The following is a 19771-nucleotide window of genomic DNA, read 5'->3' as shown; positions in this document are numbered from 1 at the left end:
GGCGGATACGGTATCCGCCCCCGCTTTTTAAGTAGCGTTAACTGGATGCGGCTATGAATAGTTAAGCGATTGGCGCAGCATTTCGCGCACGGGTGCCGTTTCGGGCCGCACATTGCGCCACAGAAAGAACGACTCAGCGGCCTGCTCGACCAGCATGCCTAAGCCGTCGAGCAGTTTCGCGCCACGCGGGCCTGCCCACTGTAAAAATACCGTCGGCTCGGCCCCGTACATCATGTCGTAGGCCCAGGCATTAGTATTGAACAACGTATCAGGCAACGGCGGTAAATCGCCTGAGAGGCTGGCGCTGGTGCCGTTAATCACCACATCAAAAGTTCCGTCAAGAGTGTCAAAACCGCCGCCAGTGACAGGCCCCAGATCAGCAAAATCGCTGGCCAGCTGCTCGGCCTTGGCGGCGGTGCGGTTGACCACGACGACTTTACTGGGCTGCTCGGCAAGCAGGGGCTCCAGAATGCCGCGCACGGCGCCGCCTGCGCCTACCACCAAAATGCGCTTTCCCGCTAACGCCACGCGGTGATAGGCCAAATCACGCACTAGGCCAATGCCATCGGTAGTATCGCCGTAGGTACGGCCATTCCCCCCCAGGATCAGCGTATTCACCGCCCCTGCACGACGGGCGCGGTGGCTCAAGGTGTCGCAAAGCGCAAAGGCATCACCCTTGAACGGCACGGTAACATTGGCGCCACGCCCGCCCGCGTCGATAAATGCCCGCCAGGCACCGGCAAAGCCATCCACCGGTGCTTCTTCAGCGGTGTACTCAAGAGCCTGTTGGGTTTGATGGGCAAACTCAGAGTGGATCTGCGGGGATTTAGAGTGTTTGACCGGGTTGCCAAACACGCAGTAGCGATCAGTCATGAGAGCTCTCCGCTTTTTCTTTGGCCTGCATCCTCAGCGAATTCGCCGAGCCAGTCCCGGGGGTATAAGAAATCCTGCAAGCGCGCTTCGGCACTGCCGGGCTCTGGCTCAAAGGCGTATTCCCAGCGCGCCATTGGCGGCATAGACATCAAAATTGACTCCGTACGCCCGCCACTTTGTAAGCCAAACAGTGTGCCGCGATCCCACACCAGGTTGAACTCCACGTAGCGGCCACGGCGGTAAAGCTGGAAATCGCGCTCCCGCTCGCCCCAGGCGTCATTTTTGCGGCGCTCAACGATGGGTAAATAAGCCTCTAGGAAGCTGTCGCCCACCGCCCGTTGCATGGCAAAGCAGTCGGCAAACTCGCCTTCATTTAGGTCATCGAAAAACAACCCGCCGACACCGCGGGTTTCATCGCGGTGCTTAAGGTAGAAGTACTCGTCGCACCAGGCCTTATAGCGCGCATAAACATCGTCCCCAAAGGGGTCGCAGGCGGCTTTGGCCACCCGATGCCAGTGCACCACGTCTTCCAACACGGGATAAAACGGCGTTAAGTCAAAGCCGCCGCCAAACCACCATACCGACGGCTCACCGACTTTTTCGGCAATAAAGAAGCGCACGTTGCCATGACTGGTGGGTACATGGGGGTTTTCCGGGTGCAGCACCCAGGAGACCCCCACCGCATGAAAACTGCGTCCGGTCAGTTCAGGGCGCGCGGCGGTGGCCGAAGGCGGCAGTTGGGTGCCATAAACATGGGAGAAGTTGACGCCGCCCTTTTCAAACACGCCGCCATGGGTCATCACCCGTGATCGACCACCGCCCCCCTCTGCACGCTCCCAACTATCTTCCTGGAACTGTGCAGCCCCATCGGCTTTCGCCAATCCGGCGCAGAGCCGATCCTGCAAATCAAGAAGGTAGCGTTTAACGTCATCAAGGTGCTCGTGGGCCACGGTAACTCCTGGGGCATCGGTGAGTAGTAATAGGTGAGTGGTGGATAGTAAGTAGTTGGAGAGCCGGTTAAGAACGCATGATTTTACCGGTGGCTAGGTCTCTAATGGTGCTGGGTTTGGCATTGCCACCCAGCTCGCCTTGCACCACATGGGCCACTTCATCAGCAAAGATTTCCTTGATCTCGGCGGCGCTCATCGCAGGCGGTTCCCCCGAACGGTTGGCCGAGGTGGATACCAACGGGCCACCAAAGGCTTCGCACAGGGCTTTCATCACCGGGTGATCGGTCACCCGCAGCGCTACGCACTCGTGGGCGCCACGCACCAGACCATGACTGCGACCATAATCAGGCACTAGCCAGGTATTGGGCCCCGGCCAGCTGGCCGCTAAGGGAGCGTGCATCGCTAATGGGAGCTGGCTCAGCCAGGGTTGGAACTGTTCGATATTCGCGGCAACAAGGATCACGCCCTTGGCAGGGTCGCGCTCTTTCATACGCATTAGATGGGCTAAGGCTGCGTCGTTTTCGGGGTCACAGCTAAGCCCCCACACCGCTTCAGTGGGACAGGCAATCACTCCCCCACTACGCAGCGCGCTAATCGCAGGGGCTAGATCGGTCGCCAAACTCATGCTCTCTCCTCACGGCTAACAGGCCTTTAAGGGTTTTATCCTATCATGGCCGCGGCAGCCGCACCCAGCCTCCCGCCTGCTGAGCAACCCAGCCTTCCAACTCCAGCATCAGCAGGCGCTGCTGGCAGTCGCTGACCGTCGCACCGGTGGCGTGTACCAAGAGATCAATAGGCGTTGGCGTGGCGGATAAAGACGCTAATAATGAATCTGGCAAGCTATCGCCAGACACGCCATCAGGCAGCGATTCTTGCTCAGGTGGTTTTTCTGCAGACGTTAGTAAGGTTTGCTGCATGGCGTCATCGGCCGGGATAAATTCACTGGCCCAGTGGCCAAGGTCGCTAATAATATCGTCGACGCTACAGGCTAGATGGGCACTGCCCTGGCGCAGTAGTGCCAAACAGCCGCGGGCCTGTACGTTGTTTAGCGAACCGGGCAGCACAAACAGTTCGCGATTTTGCTCTAAAGTGAGCCGTGCACTGACCAGCGAACCGCTTTTTTCGGTGGCTTCGACCACTAATGTACCGAGCGAGAGACCGGTAACGATGCGGTTGCGCCGCGGGAAAAATGCCGGGCGGGCCAGCGTACCTGGTGGATGTTCAGACACCACTAGGCCACCGGGTAGAGAACTAAGCTGCTCGTGAAGATCACGGTGGGAGGCGGGGTAGATCACATCCACGCCGCAGCCGAGTACAGCGATCGTGCGTCCACCGGCATTTAGCGCTGCGCGCTGGGCTACGCCATCAACGCCCAAGGCCATACCGCTGACCACGCACCAGCCACGGCGGGCTAGATCGCGAGCGAAGGTTTGGGCGTTATGGGTACCTTCGCCGGTGGGGCGTCGGGTGCCTACCATGGCAAGTTTGGGGCCCTCCAGGGCGCTAAGATCTCCCTGGGCCCAGAGCACTACGGGCGGGTCGGGCAACTCATTTAACAGTGCAGGCCAGGCGGGGTGGTCGCGATGCAGCACATGGCGACTAGGCCCGCTCTGCTGCCACGCCAGGGTCTCATCAACCACATTTTGCAACGGGCTGCGCGTGGGATGCTCAAGCCACAGGCGCAACTCGCTGGCTGCACGACTGGGCAGCGCTGCCAGCCACCCTTCCGGCCACTGCGGCTGACGGGCTAATAATTGCGCGATACGCAGCGCCCCCATACCCGGCAACGCATTGACCACCAGCCACGCCTGGGCGTCCATACTCCCTCCTATCTTTAAACGTCTTTATTTACCGGCCGCTAGTTCGTCGCTGACCCAACCTCATCGCCCACTTCCAGCACCCGAGAGGCCTGCATCACCAGGGCGTAGCTGACGCGATCATAGGGCTTGAAAACCATTACATTGCCCGCTTCTGTGCTGGGCAGTTGCACTAGCTCCTGGGTACGTGGGTCGTTGATCAGCTCACCCTGCTGATTGACTCGCAGGACATGTCCCGCCTGTAAACCATCCAGGGTGCCAAGATCCAACGCAACGATCTGAAAACGGCCAATAAAACGCACGCCACCTGGCACGGCAATAATATGTCCTTCAACCGCATTGAGCGGCGCGCGGGGCATAAACTCACGGTTTAACTCATGCTCCTCCAAGGGCAGTACAATATCGTTAACCCTTACTTCCTGATGGGAGCTAACGATTTCAAGCTGCGCAATATCGCCTTCACTGCTGACGTGGCGAGCGATGCCAACGTTAATCAGCTCTAAGCCCAGCGGCATGCCATCCATCGCCAGGTAGGGCTCCGACTGCCGATAGATGCCCAACTGACCATGGCGTGGCACATCACCACGCACGTATAACCGATCTCCCGCGCCGCTGATCAAACGGCGATCGTCTCCCGCCACTACGTAAGCCAGTTCCTGCAACGCCTCGGCATCATCGACAACCCGGTGCTCGCGCAAAAAGGCCTGGGCTTCCTCCAAGGCGATAGGCTCGATCGCTTCACGATGGGGTAAGGTACGCACCTGCGGCGAGAGTTTAATCACTGCCTGATCACGCTCCCAAGCGGTGGCATTGTTACTCACCAGCACCACTGCACTCAGCAGCAAACCACTCAAAACCCTCCTGTAGGCGTATTGTTTTGCCGCCATCCTGCTCTCCCCAATAAAATGCATCACTCTTAGTTCCATGTCGAAACACTGCATAAGCGCAGTCATTATGTTGCTGCTGGAACCTTTGCGCATAGGGCGCCCATGCCCAGAAACGTTGACAGCATGATATAGTGACCCATCATAAAGTACCTAGGTTAGAAGACGCTCGTCACTGCCTAGCTTGACTTAATTTAGACTCAGCATAACGGTGATTGTAACGCCATGGCCAAACTTCCTATTCTTGAATTCCCCGATGAGCGCCTGCGCACCAAGGCCGCTGCGGTGGAAACCGTCGACGATGAGGTACGCCAGCTCGTCGACGATATGCTGGAGACCATGTATGACGCCCGTGGTATCGGTCTAGCCGCGACCCAGATCGATGTCCATCGCCGTGTTGTCGTCATGGATGTCAGCGACGATAACTCCCAGCCGCTGGTACTTATCAACCCGCGCTACACCCCGATTGGCGACGAGAAAGAGCTGCTTTCGGAGGGCTGCCTGTCGATTCCCGAGCACTATGCAGAAGTGCCGCGCTACCTTAAGGTGCAGCTCAACGCGCTGGATCGTAATGGCGATGCCTATGAGTTAGAGGCAGAGGGTCTGCTGGCACACTGTATTCAGCACGAGTACGACCACCTTGAGGGCGTGCTGTTTGTTGACTACTTGTCGCCGCTAAAACGTGACCGGATCCGCAAGAAAATGCAGAAACGCCATAAGCAGATGCAGGACGCCTAACACTTCTCTTACTCAAGCCAGGTAGCCCTCTTTATATGTCACGATTGCGCGTTGTTTTTGCTGGCACGCCTGAATTCGCCGCCTCTAGTCTTGCCGCGCTACTGGAAAGTCAGCACGAAGTGGTGGCGGTGTATACCCAGCCAGACCGCCCTGCGGGTCGCGGTCGTAAGCTAACGCCCAGCCCGGTCAAACAGCTGGCTCTGGAACACAGCCTGCCTGTCTATCAGCCTCAGACGCTAAAGCAGCCCGAGGCTCAAGCCGAGCTGGCCGCGCTCAAGGCCGACATCATGGTCGTTGTGGCCTACGGGCTGCTGCTTCCTCAGGCCGTGTTGGACATACCGCGTCTCGGCTGCGTTAACGTTCACGCTTCGCTGCTGCCCCGTTGGCGCGGCGCTGCCCCTATTCAGCGGGCGATCGAAGCAGGTGATCGCGTATCGGGTGTGACCATCATGCAGATGGATGCTGGCCTGGATACCGGTGCGATGCTCACGGAAGTGCGCACACCCATTACCGCCCGCACCACCGGCGGCGATTTGCATGACCGCCTCGCAATTCAAGGTGCCAATGCGCTGATCAACACGCTGGATGCCCTGGCCACCGGCACCGCGCAGGCAACGCCTCAGCCCGAAGAGGGCGTAACCTATGCCGCCAAACTGAGCAAAGCGGAAGCCGAGCTCGACTTTGCCCAGCCCGCTCAGCAGTTAGCCAGTAAAATTCGCGCCTTTAACCCCTGGCCGGTGGCCTGGTGCGCGTTAGGTGAGGAGCGCCTACGTTTGCTCATGGCGCACGTAGAAGAGGGCGAGCAGCCACCCTGCGAGCCCGGCACGCTACTCGATCACGGCGACGATTATCTGCGGATTGCCTGTGGCCCAAACGGCCGCGAGGTACTTTGTGTGACCAGAGCACAGCTGCCCGGCGGTAAAGCCATGGACGTACGTGACTTACTGAATGCGCGCCACGCGCGCCTTGCTACCGGCACACGTCTTGGTGCTCGTTTTGATGCTCGTTTTAAAAATTCTGCGGCGCAAGCCAGCGAAGGAGAAACACCATGAGCCAAAAGCGCTCCCCCCAAGGCGGCAGTGGTCAGGAAGTCCGCGCCGCTGCGGCCCGCGCGCTGGCCCCGGTGCTCAGCGACCAGGGCTCCCTGGCGGGGCTGGATGAGCACAGCGTGGTGGCTCGCGACCGCGGACTTCTCAAAGAGCTCTGCTTCGGCACCTGCCGTCGCTTGCCGCGTCTGGAAGCTTTAGCGGGCGTGCTGCTTAAGCAGCCGTTTAAAAAGCGCGATAGCGATGTTCAGGCGCTTCTGTTGCTGGGTATTTACCAGCTGCTCTACATGCGCATTCCCGCCCACGCGGCGGTAGGCGAAACCGCTGGCGCTGCGCGCTTACTGAATAAGGAGTGGGCTACCCGCGTCTTAAATGGTTGCTTGCGGCGGCTACAGCGCGAATCCGAGGCGCTCCAGGCCCAGGTAGACCGGGATGAAAGCGTCGCGTTAGAGCATCCGCCCTGGCTGCTTAACGCCTTGCGCCAGGCGTGGCCAGAGCAGTGGCGCGATATTGTTGAAGCCAACAATCACGCCGGCCCCATGACGTTAAGGGTGAATCAGCACCACAACGACCGTGAAGCCTATTTGGGTATGCTCACCGAACAGGGCTTGAACGGCCACTTATGCCCCCATGCCCCAGACGCTATCACCCTGGAAACACCCTGCGATGTGACCGCGCTGCCCGGCTTTGAAGAGGGCCACGTTAGCGTTCAGGATGAAGCCGCCCAACTCTCTGCGGCACTACTTGGCCCCGCACTGGCGCCACGACCAGGTGCACGTGTACTCGATGCCTGCTGCGCCCCCGGCGGTAAAACGGCTCATTTGCTAGAGCAGTTTGATATTGCCCTAACGGCTATCGATAGCGATAACCAGCGCTTAGCGCGGGTGGAGGACACCCTTAGCCGTCTCGGCGTTGAGGCGGTACTCGAACACGCCGATGCCACCGAGCGCGACTGGTGGAGCGGCACACCGTTTGATGCCATCCTGCTCGACGCCCCTTGCTCTGGCACCGGCGTTATCCGCCGCCACCCGGATATCAAGAAGCTGCGGCGCAAAGACGATATCCGGCCGCTGGCCAAGCTTCAACGCCAGCTGTTAGACAATCTTTGGCCGATGCTGCGCGAGGGCGGTACCCTGCTGTATGCCACCTGTTCGGTACTGCCGGAGGAGAACAGTGAGCAGATTGAGGCGTTTCTCGCCCGCACCCCTGACGCCCATGTCACCACGCCTAACGACGTTGCCTGGGGCATTGCCAGCGGTGCAGGTCGCCAGCTGTTTCCGGCCCAGAGCAGTCACGATGGCTTTTTTTATGCCAGACTAGAGAAGCGCACTGCCTAGGCGCTCACTGATGCCGAGGCAGTGAATTTATGACAAGGAAGGAGGTACTATGAGTCATCATACTTATAAGCACGTGGAACTGACCGGCTCTTCCGAGAAGGGTATTGAAGAAGCGGTTCAGAACGCTCTGGCCAAGGCGTCAGAGACTATTAAGCACATGCGCTGGCTGGAAGTTGTCGATACCCGTGGTCATATTGAAGATGGCCAGGTGGCCCACTGGCAGGTCACGGTTAAAGTCGGCTTTACGCTAGAGTAATCCTCACCTGCTTTTCGACGGCGGCTGGTTTACACTGGCCGCCGTCTTTATTGCAGCGCATGATAGACCGTCCCGGTCTCAGGGTATGGTCTCAACAACATCGCGCGCTGGCGCTTTTAATGGAACCGATGCTCAGCAATGAAAATCATCATTCTCGGCGCCGGCCAGGTCGGCGGCACACTGGCTGAACACCTCGCCCGCGAGGAGAACGACATCACCGTCGTTGATACTGACGCCAAAAAACTGCGCGAGCTGCACACCAAAATCGATATCCGCACCGTCACCGGGGCGGGTTCCTACCCGATAGTGTTGCGCCAAGCGGGCTGCGAAGACGCCGATATGTTGATCGCTGTCACCAATAGCGACGAGATCAATATGATCGCCTGCCAGGTCGCCCATACGCTGTTTCGCACGCCGACCAAAATTGCCCGGGTGCGCGCCACGGCGTATTTGACCCGTAAAGGCCTTTTTGCCCACGAAGCGATCCCCATTGATGTACTGATCAGCCCCGAGCAGGTGGTTACCGACCACGTGCGCCGCCTGATCGAGCACCCCGGTGCCCTGCAGGTGCTGGAGTTTGCCGGTGGCCTGGTACAGCTGGTCGCGGTGAAAGCGTTCTACGGCGGCCCGCTGGTGGGCCAGGATTTGGCTTTTCTGCGCCGCCATATGCCCAACGTGGACACCCGCGTAGCCGCCATTTACCGCCGTAACCGACCGATTATTCCCCGTGGTGATACGGTCATCGAAGCCGACGACGAGGTGTTCTTCCTCGCCGCCCGCCGGGATATTCGTGCGGTAATGAGCGAGCTACGGAGGGTCGAGCGGGACTTCCGCCGCGTGGTGATCGCCGGGGGTGGCAATATCGGCGAGCGCCTGGCCGAACACCTGGAGCATAGCCACCAGGTCAAGATCATCGAGCACAGCCTGGAGCGCTGCACCACCCTCTCCGAGCGGCTGGATCGCACCGTGGTGCTCCACGGCAGCGCCACCAGCAAGCGTCTGCTGGAAGAGGAGAATATCGAAGAGTGCGATATCTTCTGCGCGCTGACCAACGACGACGAGGTCAATATCATGTCGTCGCTGCTCGCCAAGCGTTTAGGTGCGAAGAAGGTGCTGACGCTGATCAACAACGCCGCCTATGTGGACTTGGTGCAGGGGGGCGAGATCGATATCGCTATTTCTCCCCAACAGGCGACCATTGGCAGCCTGCTGACCCACGTACGCCGGGGCGATATCGTCAACGTCCACTCGCTGCGCCGGGGCGCCGCCGAGGCCATTGAAGCCATCGCCCACGGCGATAAGCAGTCATCAAAAGTGGTGGGCCGTACCATCCGCGATATCGCACTGCCCGACGGCACCACCATCGGTGCGATTGTGCGCGGCAAAGAGGTCATCATCGCCCACGGCGATGTGATGGTTGAGAGCGGTGACCACGTGATTCTATTCGTGATCGACAAGCGCCGCATTCGCGACGTGGAGCGCCTGTTCCAGGTCGGCTTGACGTTCTTTTGATAACCCTCGCGCCACGACCACTGGCTGCAAATAACAGGAGCATGCGACAACCATGAGTCTGCGGGTTATTTTGCGCATTTTGGGGCTGTTGCTGATGCTGTTCAGCCTTACCATGCTCCCCCCAACGCTGATTTCACTCTGGTTTCGCGACGGCGTGTGGAGCGCCTTTATTAGCGGCATTGCGATTTCGGTAGCAACGGGATTACTGCTTTACCTTCCCAATCGACGCTCGCAAAAAGAGCTGCGCATCCGCGACGGCTTTATTATTGCCGCAATGTTCTGGACCGTGCTGGCGCTGTTCGGCTCGCTGCCGCTGATGCTATTCGGCGAAGGCTCGCTGGGCATCACCGATGCGGTATTCGAGTCGTTTTCCGGATTAACCACTACCGGCGCCACGGTGATTACCGGCATCGACTTTTTACCCGAATCGATTCTCTACTATCGCCAGCAGCTCCAGTGGCTGGGCGGCATGGGGATCGTGGTGCTAGCCGTTGCCATTTTGCCCACCCTTGGCGTGGGCGGTATGGCGCTGTATCGCACCGAGATCCCTGGGCCACTAAAAGACTCCAAGCTAACACCGCGTATCACCGAAACCGCCAAGGCGCTGTGGTACATCTACGCCACGCTCACCCTGGCCTGCATGATCGCCTATATGTTAGCGGGCATGAGCTGGTTCGATGCCTTGAGCCATAGCTTTTCGACTGTCGCTATCGGTGGCTTCTCCACATACGACGCCAGCATCGGTTATTTCGATAGCGCTACCATCGAGATGATATGCGTAGGCTTTATGTTGATTTCAGCGTTCAGCTTTAGCCTGCACTTTATCGCTTGGCGTGAAAAAAGCCTGATGCACTATTTTCACGACCCCGAAGCGCGCTTTTTGATGCTATTTCTGCTCGCCCTGAGTGTGATCACCGTGCTTTCACTCTGGCTGACAGACACCTATGACACCGTGCGCGGCCTTCGCCACGGCGTTTTCCAGGTGGTCTCTGTGGCCACCACCGCAGGCTTTAGCGTCGCCGACTTCTCCATGTGGCCCGGTGCGCTGCCCTTTCTACTGTTTGTGGCCGCGTTCGTTGGGGGCTGTTCCGGCTCGACCGGTGGCGGCATGAAGGTGATTCGTATTATTTTGATCATAAAACAGGGCATGCGCGAAATCATGCGGCTGATCCACCCTAATGCGGTGATTGCGGTCAAAGTGGGCAAGGTCAGCGTTCCCGACAGCATTGCTCAAGCGGTCTGGGGGTTCTTTTCGGTTTACGTAATGCTGTTCTTTTTAATGCTGGTGGGAGTGATGGCGACCGGGGTTGATCAGGTGACCGCGTGGTCGACGGTGGGCTCTGCCCTCAACAACTTAGGCCCTGCACTGGGTGAATCCCACACCCATTACGGCGACATGCCCAGTATAGCGAAATGGATCCTGGTACTCGCCATGCTGCTTGGACGCCTGGAAATTTTTACGGTTCTAGTGCTGTTTACCCCCGCTTTCTGGCGGCGTTAAGCGCTTCACGCCTGCCCCTTATTGACCGATTTGAGAGCTGTTAATGAACCACGAAGATACATCTCACGACGAAACGCCCAACGCTGAAGCGGAGTCGCTGGCTGAAAACCCGACTTCGCTGCCAGCTACCAGTGGGCCGTTAAAAACGTTCACTGTTGGCGAAACACGCTACACCCTGCTGGGCACGGCTCATGTGTCGGCGGAAAGCGCCGACGATGTGCGAGCCCTACTCGATAGCGGGGCTTTTGATGCAGTGGCGATTGAGCTCTGCGACGCTCGCCATCACAGCATGTCCAACCCGGATGCCATGGGCGAGCAGGATCTGTTTCAGGTGTTCAGAGAAGGCAAAGCGGGCATGGTCGCTGCGAGCCTGGCACTGGGTGCCTTTCAGCAACGGATTGCCGATCAGTCCGGCATCCAGCCGGGGGCCGAAATGCGTGCGGCAGTTGAGGAAGCTAACCGACTGAAGCTGCCGCTGATGCTCGTCGACCGTGATGTCGGCATAACGCTAAAACGCATTTACAGCAATGTACCCTGGTGGCAGCGCTTCTCGCTGTTTTCAGGCCTTATCGGCAGCGTGCTCTCTCGACAGGATGTCTCTAAAGAAGATATCGAAAAACTCAAAGAAGGCGATATGCTGGAAGCCACCTTCAACGAGTTTGCCGCTGAGTCGGAAGCGCTGTATACCCCACTGATTCGCGAGCGTGACCGCTATATGGCGTTACGCTTAGCTGAAGAGGCGCCACCGGGGCGTTACCAACACGTGCTAATAGTGCTCGGCGCAGGCCATCTCAAAGGCACCGGCGAGCACCTTGAAGCCCCGCTGCCCGCCGAGCCAAAGGTAGAGCGCGAATCGCTTGAGGCCACCCCGCCGCCATCCAAGCTTTGGAAAGCACTGCCGTGGCTGATTACCGCGTTGGTGCTTACCGGCTTTGCGATTGGTTTTTCGCGAAACACTGATCTTGGCTGGCAACTGGTGCTTGAGTGGTTCTTGATTAACGGCATTCTCTCGGGCGGTGCAACGATTATCGCCATGGCCCACCCGGTGACAGTGATTGCTACCTTCTTTGCCGCACCGCTCACCTCGCTGAACCCCACCATCGGCGCTGGCTTTGTGGCCGCCGGGGTTGAGCTCTATATGCGCAAACCCAAAGTGCGCGATTTTTCATCGCTACGCCACGATGTCACGCAGTTGAAAGGCTGGTGGCAAAACCGCGTATCGCGCACTCTGCTGGTGTTTATTCTCGCCACGCTAGGCTCCGCGGTGGGCACTTGGGTGGCCGGATTCCGAATTGCCGGCGCTCTATTTGGCGGCTAGGCGCCGCATCGCTGCAGTAGGCGGGTCGATTTTATGATGCAATCGGCTCGCCGCGTAACTATCGTTAAACACCTCAAAGTAGTCATCCAGCACGTCCGCAGCAACCGTATCCCCGCCCTGGCGCAGCAGCTCGATAGCCACTTCCGCAGTACAAAGGTGTGCTTTTGACGCCGGTTTGCGCAGCCGGTAGCGCGTCTCGCGCTCGGTTCGCAATGGCAGCACAGGCAACGCATCCAGATAGGCGCTTTTACGGAACATACGCCGCGCCTGGCGCCAAGTGCCATCCAGAATGATAAACACCGGAATGCGCGCCTGCTCTTTCGCCGAGTGAACCGCGTCGATACCCACCACCCGATCCGCGTAATCGGGCTGATCATCCGGAAAGATCACAAAGGGCGCGTAACGCGGGTCTTTTAGCAACTCAGCTAACTGAGCATCCGGCGCCGTGCGGTACCAAGTAAACACCTGGGTCGTCGTGATCACATCGCGAATCAAGCGCCCGGTATTGGTCGGCTTAAAGTGCTCTATCGGATGCGTTATTAGCCAGACCTGAGCATGGCTCTCCGCCTTCACCTGATAGGGGCACAGGCAATTCAGTATGGGTAGCTGGCAGTGATCGCAGCGGGTGACAAAACTGCCCCGCGCCTTGAACTCGCGGCGCGGCGGACGCGGATACTCGGTGGCTGAATTATCTCCCGAGCCAACAACAGAGCGATCATTCACAGCGCTTTTATCGACAGAGCTTTCAAAAACAGACATCCGCGCTCCAGAGGGTGAAAAAGCCAAGAGTGAAAAAGTTAAAACAAGAACTAACGAGAATGGAAAAGGGCGCAGAGTATAAAGCAGGGTAGCGCTGATCAGCTAGGCACTTTGTCATAAGAGCAGAGCCATAAGAACAGGGCTATAAGGAAATGATTACGCGATAGAAGAAAGCGCAAGCTTTTGGTCAATGCGCTCCAGAATAGAACCCAAACTGGCTACTGACTCAATCGCCAACATCAGGATCGCCGCATTTTTATCGGGGTCATCTGGATATTCATGGGCGAAGCGATTGCGCAGTATTCTAAGCGTTTGCCATTGCTCACTGTTTTCGATGTAGCCCAGCTTTTCCAAGCGGTGAAGCTTATCTAGCATGGGGCGATCCTCATAAGGCTCCTGTAAATACAGCAGCACAGAAGGGAGCAATCGCGTACCAATAGCATCCTGCAATTTGCCAAACCGAAGCACGAATTGATCCAGGCTTTGGATCTCTGCATCACTTAGTCGCGTAAGGCGCTCGCCGGTAATAGGTAGCGACGCTTGCAAAGACGACAACGCATAGTCAATGAAATGCCGATGACGCTGACACTCGCGCCAAGCATCAAGTAAACGCTGTTGCGAAATATCTTGAGTCATAACGCAATACCTGATTGTTCGGCTATGCGGAAAATGGCTGGGTAGTGACCTCTATTGTGGTAGTCGATCAACATATCGATTTTTTGTTCGCCCAGCGCCTGCTGAAGTTGCACCTGACACCGCATTTCAGCCCGGACGATATCATTAACATCCTCCATGTCCGTGGTGATCAGTAAGTCGATATCACCACCACGGCGACCATCATCGGTACGCGAGCCAAACAGCTTTACACGCGCCTCGGGGCCGAAGCAGCTTTTTACTGACTGGACGATCATTTGGCGCTGATAGTCACTCAAACGCATAGTAGCTCACCTGAGGTTTGGTTATGCAAAGGCTAGCATATTTCCTCGCCACCACCGTAAACCTAAAAAATATCCAACGTTGACACCCAAAGCGCAACGCCGCTAAAGTCTCGTCAACTATTAAAGTTAAAAAGGTTTACACCATGACCGTGCCCCACGAGCGATTTCACGAACAGCGCCACGATTGGACGCTAGAAGAGATCAACGCGCTGTTCGCGCTGCCGTTCAATGATCTGCTGTTCCAAGCCCAGAAGGTTCACCGGGCCCACTTTGATGCTAACGCGGTGCAGGTCTCTACCCTGCTGTCGATCAAGACCGGCGCCTGCCCGGAAGACTGCAAATACTGTCCCCAATCCGGCCACTACAACACCCAGCTAGAAAAAGAGAAGCTGCTGGAAATTGAAAAAGTGGTCGAGCAAGCCAAGGCAGCGAAAGAAGCCGGTGCCAGCCGCTTTTGCATGGGTGCCGCCTGGCGCAGCCCACGGGATAAGGATCTACTGCTGGTCGAAGAGATGGTTCGTCAGGTGAAAGCCCTAGGTCTGGAAACCTGTATGACGCTGGGGATGGTCGACGGCGAGCAAGCCAGCCGACTGGCCACTGCGGGGCTCGATTACTACAACCATAACCTGGATACCTCGCCAGATTACTACGGCGAAATCATCACCACCCGCACCTACAGCGACCGGCTGGAAACGCTCTCCAACGTGCGCGATGCGGGCATGAAGGTCTGCTCTGGCGGGATTCTCGGTATGGGCGAAGATGCCCAGGATCGTAGCGCCCTGCTGCAACAGCTGGCCAAGCTATCGCCGCACCCTGAATCCGTGCCGATCAATATGCTGGTGAAAGTGCCCGGCACACCGCTGGAAAATGTCGAAGATTTAGACCCCATTGAGTTCATACGCGCCATTGCGGTCGCCCGCATCATGATGCCGCAAAGCCATGTGCGTCTCTCCGCTGGCCGTGAGCAGATGAACGAATCGACCCAGGCGCTGGCGTTTTTGGCAGGTGCCAATTCGATCTTCTACGGCGACAAGCTGCTGACCACCGGCAATCCCCAAGTGGATCGTGACCGTGCGCTGTTTGCCAAGCTGGGCCTGCACCCTGAAAAGCGCGAAACCTGCGAGAGCGAAGATACCCAAGCGGCACGCCTTGCCCAACAGGCACAGCAGCAGGTGCACGCCGAACGGGTTGCCGAGCTGGCGGTAGACGCCAGTGTCTAAAGCGTGGCAACAGCGCCTGGCCGACGCCCGCGCTCATCGTCAACAGACGGAGCGCTGGCGCACTCGACAGGTAGCCAAAAGCAATACCCTCGACTTTGCCGGTAACGACTACCTGGGTCTTTCCCAAGACCCACGCGTTAGTGAGGCCCAGGCAGCGGGCGCTCGCCGTTACGGTGCAGGTGCAGGCGCTTCGCATTTGGTCAATGGCCATCTGGAGGTTCACGACGCCCTGGAAGAAGCATTAGCACGCTGGACAGGCCGCGAACGTGCGCTGCTGTTTTCTACCGGCTATATGGCCAATCTCGGCGTGCTGCAAGCATTGGCTGATCGCCATACGGCTATTTTCCAGGATCGCCTCAACCACGCATCGCTAATTGATGGCGCTGCGTTAAGCGGTGCCCGCTCGCGGCGTTTTCATCACCGCAATACCCGTGACTTGGAAAACTTACTGGCGCGTAGTGAGTGCGCGCACAAACTCGTGGTCAGCGATGGCGTTTTTAGTATGGATGGCGATATCGCCGATATTGCCACGCTTGTCGAAGTGAGTCAGCAGCACAACGCCTGGCTGATGATCGATGATGCCCACGGCGTTGGCGTGCTTGGCGATAATGGTAGCGGCTGCGTGGGCAGCACCTGGAATAGCGTCGAGGTGCCGATTTTGGTCGGAACCTTAGGCAAAGCGTTAGGCACCGGCGGAGCGTTTGTTGCCGGGGATGCCGAGCTAATTGAGCACCTGATTCAGTTTTCACGCAGCTATGTCTATACCACCGCCCAGCCCCCGGCGATTGCCGCCGCGACTTTAAAAGCGCTGGAGATCGTTCAGGGAGAACCGGAACGCCGCGCCCAGCTAAACGCCAATATCGCTTACTTTCGCAATGAGGCGCTGCACCTGGGGCTACCTCTCAGCGATTCGGCCACCCCCATTCAGCCGCTGATCCTGGGGGAGGAAGCGCGCACCCTCAGTTGGGCAGTACAGCTCCAGCAACAGGGTATACAAGTGGGGGCGATTAGACCGCCAACGGTGCCCAAGGGTGAAGCCCGTCTGCGTGTGACGTTAAGCGCTCGCCATCAGCACAACGATATTGACCAGCTATTAGCCGCGCTCCACCACTGCCAACATCAAGAGGCGTTATGCAGCCCCTGCGCTTAATCCTGCTCTCTGGCTGGGGAGTCGACCAGCGTATTTGGCAGCCGCTTGAGGCGCATTGGCCCACACACCTAGCAGCCCAGGAGGTGGAGTGGCCTGGCTACGGCGATGCGCCCCCGCTAGGGACCAACGCGACGCTGGAAGAGCTGTCAGGCGCTATGGCCGAGCCGTTAGCTAGCGATGCAGTCTGGGTCGGCTGGTCATTGGGCGGACTACTCGCTACGGCGCTACTGGCATACCTCCCCCCACCTAGGGGCCTGATTCTGCTTGGTGCGGGTGATGCTTTCTGTGTCAAAGACGAGGTCAGCGCCAAAGGAGGCGTCACTAGCGCCGAGCTGCACGCCTTCCAACGCGCCTTTCAGCGCGATCCCACCGCGACGTGGCAACACTTCTTGCGCTGGCAGACCCAAGGGGAGCCCACCCCCCGGCAGGCTCACCGGCAACTACGTGATTTATTAGGCGATACCCCGCCCGCCGACAGCATCACCTTGGCTACCGGCCTGCAGTGGCTGGGGTCGATTGATAATCGCCCACGCCTAGTGGCTTCCCCTTGCCCGGTGGTACGTCTCACCGGCGAACATGATCCATTAATCAGCCCCGCCCAGCGCCGCATAAGCGAAAACTTAAACGGTGTCGGCCACTGCCCGATGCTCTCGCAGCCCCAAGCACTCGCCACCACGATTGGCCATCATGCCCACCAGATGGCTAACGCCACCATGGCGGTTTTATGAGCGACCTAACGCTGAACAGTGAGGCCAACTGGCAGGCACTGGTCGCCCACGCCTTTTCCCGGGCTGCTCCCCGCTATGATGTGCTCGCCACTGCCCAGCGCCAAATAGGCGAGAAGCTTTGGGGTTCGCTACCTCCACACGCTTTTAACGTGTTGGATATGGGGTGCGGTACCGGTTACTGGACTCAGCGGTTGGATGAACGTTACCCGAATGCTCGTATAACGGGGTTAGATTTAGCCCCCGGCATGCTAGAACAGGCCCGCCAGCGCCATGGTGAAAGCATTTATTGGCAGCCGGGCGACGCTGCGGCACTGCCGTTTGGTAAGCATGCATTTGATCTGGTGTTTTCCAACTTGGCGGTGCAGTGGTGCCCCGACATTGGCGCGGTGATGGAGGAGCTTTACCGGGTTCTCACACCCGGCGGGCAGGCGCATATTACGACGCTGCTGCCCGGCACCCTGGAGGAGATCGCCTTTGCCTGGCAGCGCCCGGAGGCGCTGCTGCAAACACCTGATCGCGCCAGCGTCGAGAGAGCCATCGGTGAAAGCGGCTTAACCATTGCCCGCCAGGCGGCCACCGTTGAGCGCTTCTATTACCCTGACTTGAAGGCGGTGATGGCATCTATCAAAGGTGTCGGCGCCCAGATTGCCCGGCCACAGGCCAGCCTTAGCCGAAATGACGTCGCCGCCGCACAAGCGCGCTTTGAACAACTCCGCCAGCCGGAAGGCCTCCCCGTGAGCTACCACTGCTTAACGCTGCACTTGGAAAAATCGCTATGAACGTCTGGTTTGTGACTGGCACCGATACCGATGCGGGTAAAACATTGGTGACCAGCGGATTGCTATATGTCGCCCGCCAACAGCAGTTGAGCACGCTGGGCTTAAAACCTATCGCTTCGGGCAGCCAAGCGACGCCTGAAGGCCTGCACAATAGCGATGCTCTCGCCCTTCAGCATCAAAGCGTGCCGCCGGTCGACTACACCACGGTTAATCCCATCACCTTTGCCCCCGCCATCGCGCCTCATCTTGCCGCGTTAGAGGCGGGACAACCGCTCGAGATTAGCGCCATCGTTAGCTTGCTGCGCGAAACACTTGCCCAAACACCCAGAGACGTCACCCTGATTGAAGGCGCCGGTGGCTGGCGGGTACCGTTAAACGCACAGGAAGATTTCGCCGACCTGGCGATGGCGCTTGAGCTACCGGTGATTCTGGTGGTTGGCCTAAAGCTAGGCTGCTTGAATCATGCCCGCTTAACGGCAGAAGCCATTCGCGCCGACGGCTTGGTAGTAGCAGGATGGGCAGGCAGCGTGGTAGATCCCGCTTTTGCGGCTGACACAGCCCGCTTTGAGGCCAATATTGCCCATCTAAACGCCAAACTCGCGGCCCCCTGTTTAGGCATTATTCCCCATCTTGATGCCCCCGACGCCGCGAATGCCGCCCCCTATCTCTCCCTGGAGCCGTTATGAAGTCACCGGTTTGGCACCCCTATGCCCACTTAAAAACCCAGACGCCCGCGCCCAAAGTGGTTGGCGGTGACGGCGCTCACTTTATGCTTGAGAGTGGCGAGCGCTTATTGGATGCCACCTGCTCCTGGTGGTGCATGATCCACGGTTACGGCCACCCGCGCTTGGTGGCGGCCATTCGCGAGCAGGCAGGCGAGCTGTGCCATGTGATGCTTGGCGGCTTGACGCATGAGCCCGCCGATCAATTAGCTCGTGAACTGGTGCGCATTACCCCGGACGGGCTGAATCATGTGTTCTATTCAGACAGCGGTTCGGTGGGTATGGAAGTGGCGATGAAAATGGCCCTCCAGTACCAGGTACTCACCGGCAACCCCGGTAAGCACAAGATGCTCTCGCTGATGAAGGCCTACCACGGTGACACCACCGGCTGCATGGCAGTGTGCGACCCTGAAGAAGGCATGCACAGTCTGTTTGCCAGCCTACTGCCCCAGCACCATTTCGCCCCGGCCCCCACGGCCCCATTTGATGCCACCGCTGAGCAGGTCGAGCACGATCTTAGCGCCCTGCGTTGCGTACTTGAGCGCCACCATGATGAGATAGCCGCGCTGCTCATGGAGCCGCTTTTACAGGCAGCGGGCGGACTCAATATGACCTCCCCGAGCTATGTTACTGGCGCCAGGGAACTGTGCGATGAGTTTGGAGTGCTGCTAATTTTTGACGAAGTCGCCACTGGCTTTGGCCGCACAGGAAAACTGTTTGCCGCCGACCACGCGGGCGTCACGCCGGATATTCTGGTGCTTTCCAAAGGCTTGACCGGCGGCTATTTGGGCCACGCCGCAACGCTCGCCACGGATCGCGTCCACGACGCCTTTATCGGCAATACTCCCCACCACGCCTTTATGCACGGGCCTACCTTTATGGGCAACCCGTTGGCCTGCAGGGTGGCGCTGGAAAGCCTGCGCGTCTTCGAGGAAGAGAATTATCTAGGTAAGATTGCGAAGCTCAGCCAGCAGCTGCAGCGTGAGCTACTTGAAGACCAAGCGCTGAATACACATCCGGCAGTGGCCGACGTTCGAGTCCTTGGCGCCACCGCGGTGATCGAAGCGCACTCCGCCGAGGCGCTAAAAGGCGTAGCAGACTTCGCCCGGGAGCGCGGCGTGTGGCTGCGCCCCATTGGCCGCTGGCTGTATACCATGCCCGCCTATATCGCCTCGGAAGCGGAAATTACCCAGATTACCGAGGTGATGAAGGCGTGGTTTAGCCACAGCTAAAAGACAGTGCC

21 protein-coding genes are annotated in these 19771 nt (G+C 58.5%); 13 read left to right on the top strand and 8 right to left on the bottom strand.

Annotation, left to right across the window (positions count from 1 at the left end; genetic code table 11):
• Nucleotides 1–51: 51 nt before the first annotated feature.
• The 5 genes from aroE to KF947_RS14890 form a co-directional block, all read right to left on the bottom strand.
• Complete coding sequence (gene aroE, locus KF947_RS14910) at nt 52–873, bottom strand: shikimate dehydrogenase (RefSeq protein WP_227404312.1); 822 nt, start codon at nt 871–873, stop codon at nt 52–54.
• Nucleotides 870–1823, bottom strand: coding sequence for an oxygen-dependent coproporphyrinogen oxidase (hemF, locus tag KF947_RS14905; RefSeq protein ID WP_227404311.1), 954 nt, complete (start codon nt 1821–1823; stop codon nt 870–872). The genes aroE and hemF overlap by 4 nt, the downstream gene beginning before the upstream one ends.
• Before the next feature lie 67 nt (nt 1824–1890).
• Nucleotides 1891–2448, bottom strand: a complete 558-nt coding sequence (locus KF947_RS14900) for an L-threonylcarbamoyladenylate synthase (protein ID WP_227404310.1) — start codon at nt 2446–2448, stop codon at nt 1891–1893.
• A 43-nt stretch (nt 2449–2491) separates the two neighbouring features.
• Entirely contained in the window at nt 2492–3643 is a 1152-nt protein-coding gene (gene dprA / locus KF947_RS14895) for a DNA-processing protein DprA (protein ID WP_227404309.1), read from the bottom strand.
• A 38-nt stretch (nt 3644–3681) separates the two neighbouring features.
• Complete coding sequence (locus KF947_RS14890) at nt 3682–4527, bottom strand: peptidoglycan-binding protein (RefSeq protein ID WP_223287950.1); 846 nt, start codon at nt 4525–4527, stop codon at nt 3682–3684.
• A 222-nt stretch (nt 4528–4749) separates the two neighbouring features.
• On the opposite strand from KF947_RS14890, the gene def reads away from it, so the two are divergent.
• The 7 genes from def to KF947_RS14855 all read left to right on the top strand — a co-directional run bounded on the left by def (nt 4750) and on the right by KF947_RS14855 (nt 12232).
• Entirely contained in the window at nt 4750–5262 is a 513-nt protein-coding gene (gene def / locus KF947_RS14885) for a peptide deformylase (RefSeq protein WP_133730863.1), read from the top strand.
• Nucleotides 5263–5297: 35 nt separating this feature from the next.
• Nucleotides 5298–6314: a methionyl-tRNA formyltransferase gene (fmt, locus tag KF947_RS14880; RefSeq protein WP_133730864.1), complete on the top strand. Its 1017-nt coding sequence runs from the start codon at nt 5298–5300 to the stop codon at nt 6312–6314.
• Nucleotides 6311–7645, top strand: a complete 1335-nt coding sequence (gene rsmB, locus KF947_RS14875) for a 16S rRNA (cytosine(967)-C(5))-methyltransferase RsmB (protein WP_227404308.1) — start codon at nt 6311–6313, stop codon at nt 7643–7645. Before fmt ends, rsmB begins: the two co-directional genes overlap by 4 nt.
• Before the next feature lie 49 nt (nt 7646–7694).
• The gene (locus tag KF947_RS14870) at nt 7695–7901 is read left to right on the top strand and encodes a dodecin (protein ID WP_008959783.1); all 207 of its coding nucleotides are present in this window, start codon (nt 7695–7697) and stop codon (nt 7899–7901) included.
• A gap of 138 nt (nt 7902–8039) precedes the next feature.
• The gene (trkA, locus tag KF947_RS14865) at nt 8040–9413 is read left to right on the top strand and encodes a Trk system potassium transporter TrkA (RefSeq protein WP_022523027.1); all 1374 of its coding nucleotides are present in this window, start codon (nt 8040–8042) and stop codon (nt 9411–9413) included.
• Nucleotides 9414–9465: 52 nt separating this feature from the next.
• Nucleotides 9466–10914, top strand: a complete 1449-nt coding sequence (locus KF947_RS14860) for a TrkH family potassium uptake protein (RefSeq protein WP_223287953.1) — start codon at nt 9466–9468, stop codon at nt 10912–10914.
• Between the two features lie 43 nt (nt 10915–10957).
• Nucleotides 10958–12232: a TraB/GumN family protein gene (locus KF947_RS14855; RefSeq protein ID WP_227404307.1), complete on the top strand. Its 1275-nt coding sequence runs from the start codon at nt 10958–10960 to the stop codon at nt 12230–12232.
• On the opposite strand, the gene KF947_RS14850 is transcribed toward KF947_RS14855, so the two are convergent.
• The 3 genes from KF947_RS14850 to KF947_RS14840 form a co-directional block, all read right to left on the bottom strand.
• Entirely contained in the window at nt 12218–12991 is a 774-nt protein-coding gene (locus KF947_RS14850) for a tRNA-uridine aminocarboxypropyltransferase (protein WP_227404306.1), read from the bottom strand. The two genes, KF947_RS14855 and KF947_RS14850, sit on opposite strands and share 15 nt — an antisense overlap.
• A gap of 156 nt (nt 12992–13147) precedes the next feature.
• On the bottom strand, nt 13148–13627 hold the full coding sequence (locus KF947_RS14845) for a hypothetical protein (RefSeq protein ID WP_223287956.1): 480 nt from the start codon (nt 13625–13627) through the stop codon (nt 13148–13150).
• Nucleotides 13624–13929 (bottom strand): nucleotidyltransferase domain-containing protein, encoded by a 306-nt coding sequence (locus tag KF947_RS14840; RefSeq protein WP_227404305.1) that lies wholly within the window; start codon nt 13927–13929, stop codon nt 13624–13626. The genes KF947_RS14845 and KF947_RS14840 overlap by 4 nt, the downstream gene beginning before the upstream one ends.
• A 143-nt stretch (nt 13930–14072) precedes the next feature.
• Here KF947_RS14840 and bioB point away from each other — a divergent pair, with 143 nt between their 5' ends.
• Genes bioB through bioA form a run of 6 tightly spaced genes read left to right on the top strand, consistent with a single transcriptional unit; the run spans nt 14073 to nt 19760 of the window.
• Complete coding sequence (gene bioB, locus KF947_RS14835) at nt 14073–15149, top strand: biotin synthase BioB (protein ID WP_133730869.1); 1077 nt, start codon at nt 14073–14075, stop codon at nt 15147–15149.
• Nucleotides 15142–16299 carry an 8-amino-7-oxononanoate synthase gene (bioF, locus tag KF947_RS14830; protein ID WP_133730870.1) on the top strand — a complete coding sequence of 386 codons (1158 nt, stop codon included), beginning with the start codon at nt 15142–15144 and terminating at the stop codon, nt 16297–16299. Before bioB ends, bioF begins: the two co-directional genes overlap by 8 nt.
• Nucleotides 16281–17027, top strand: coding sequence for an alpha/beta fold hydrolase (locus KF947_RS14825; protein ID WP_133730871.1), 747 nt, complete (start codon nt 16281–16283; stop codon nt 17025–17027). Before bioF ends, KF947_RS14825 begins: the two co-directional genes overlap by 19 nt.
• A complete protein-coding gene (locus tag KF947_RS14820) occupies nt 17024–17806 on the top strand; it encodes a methyltransferase domain-containing protein (RefSeq protein WP_133730872.1) in 783 nt (260 codons plus the stop codon). The genes KF947_RS14825 and KF947_RS14820 overlap by 4 nt, the downstream gene beginning before the upstream one ends.
• Nucleotides 17803–18492: a dethiobiotin synthase gene (gene bioD, locus KF947_RS14815; RefSeq protein ID WP_227404304.1), complete on the top strand. Its 690-nt coding sequence runs from the start codon at nt 17803–17805 to the stop codon at nt 18490–18492. Before KF947_RS14820 ends, bioD begins: the two co-directional genes overlap by 4 nt.
• On the top strand, nt 18489–19760 hold the full coding sequence (bioA, locus tag KF947_RS14810) for an adenosylmethionine--8-amino-7-oxononanoate transaminase (protein WP_227404303.1): 1272 nt from the start codon (nt 18489–18491) through the stop codon (nt 19758–19760). Before bioD ends, bioA begins: the two co-directional genes overlap by 4 nt.
• The last annotated feature ends 11 nt before the right edge of the window (nt 19761–19771 follow it).

The sequence above is a fragment of the Halomonas sp. FeN2 genome (assembly GCF_020595105.1).
In the GTDB taxonomy this organism is placed as follows: Bacteria; Pseudomonadota; Gammaproteobacteria; order Pseudomonadales; family Halomonadaceae; genus Vreelandella; species Vreelandella neptunia.
The sequence above is the reverse complement of the archived record's forward strand: the minus strand, read 5'-3'. Positions and strand labels throughout refer to the sequence as shown.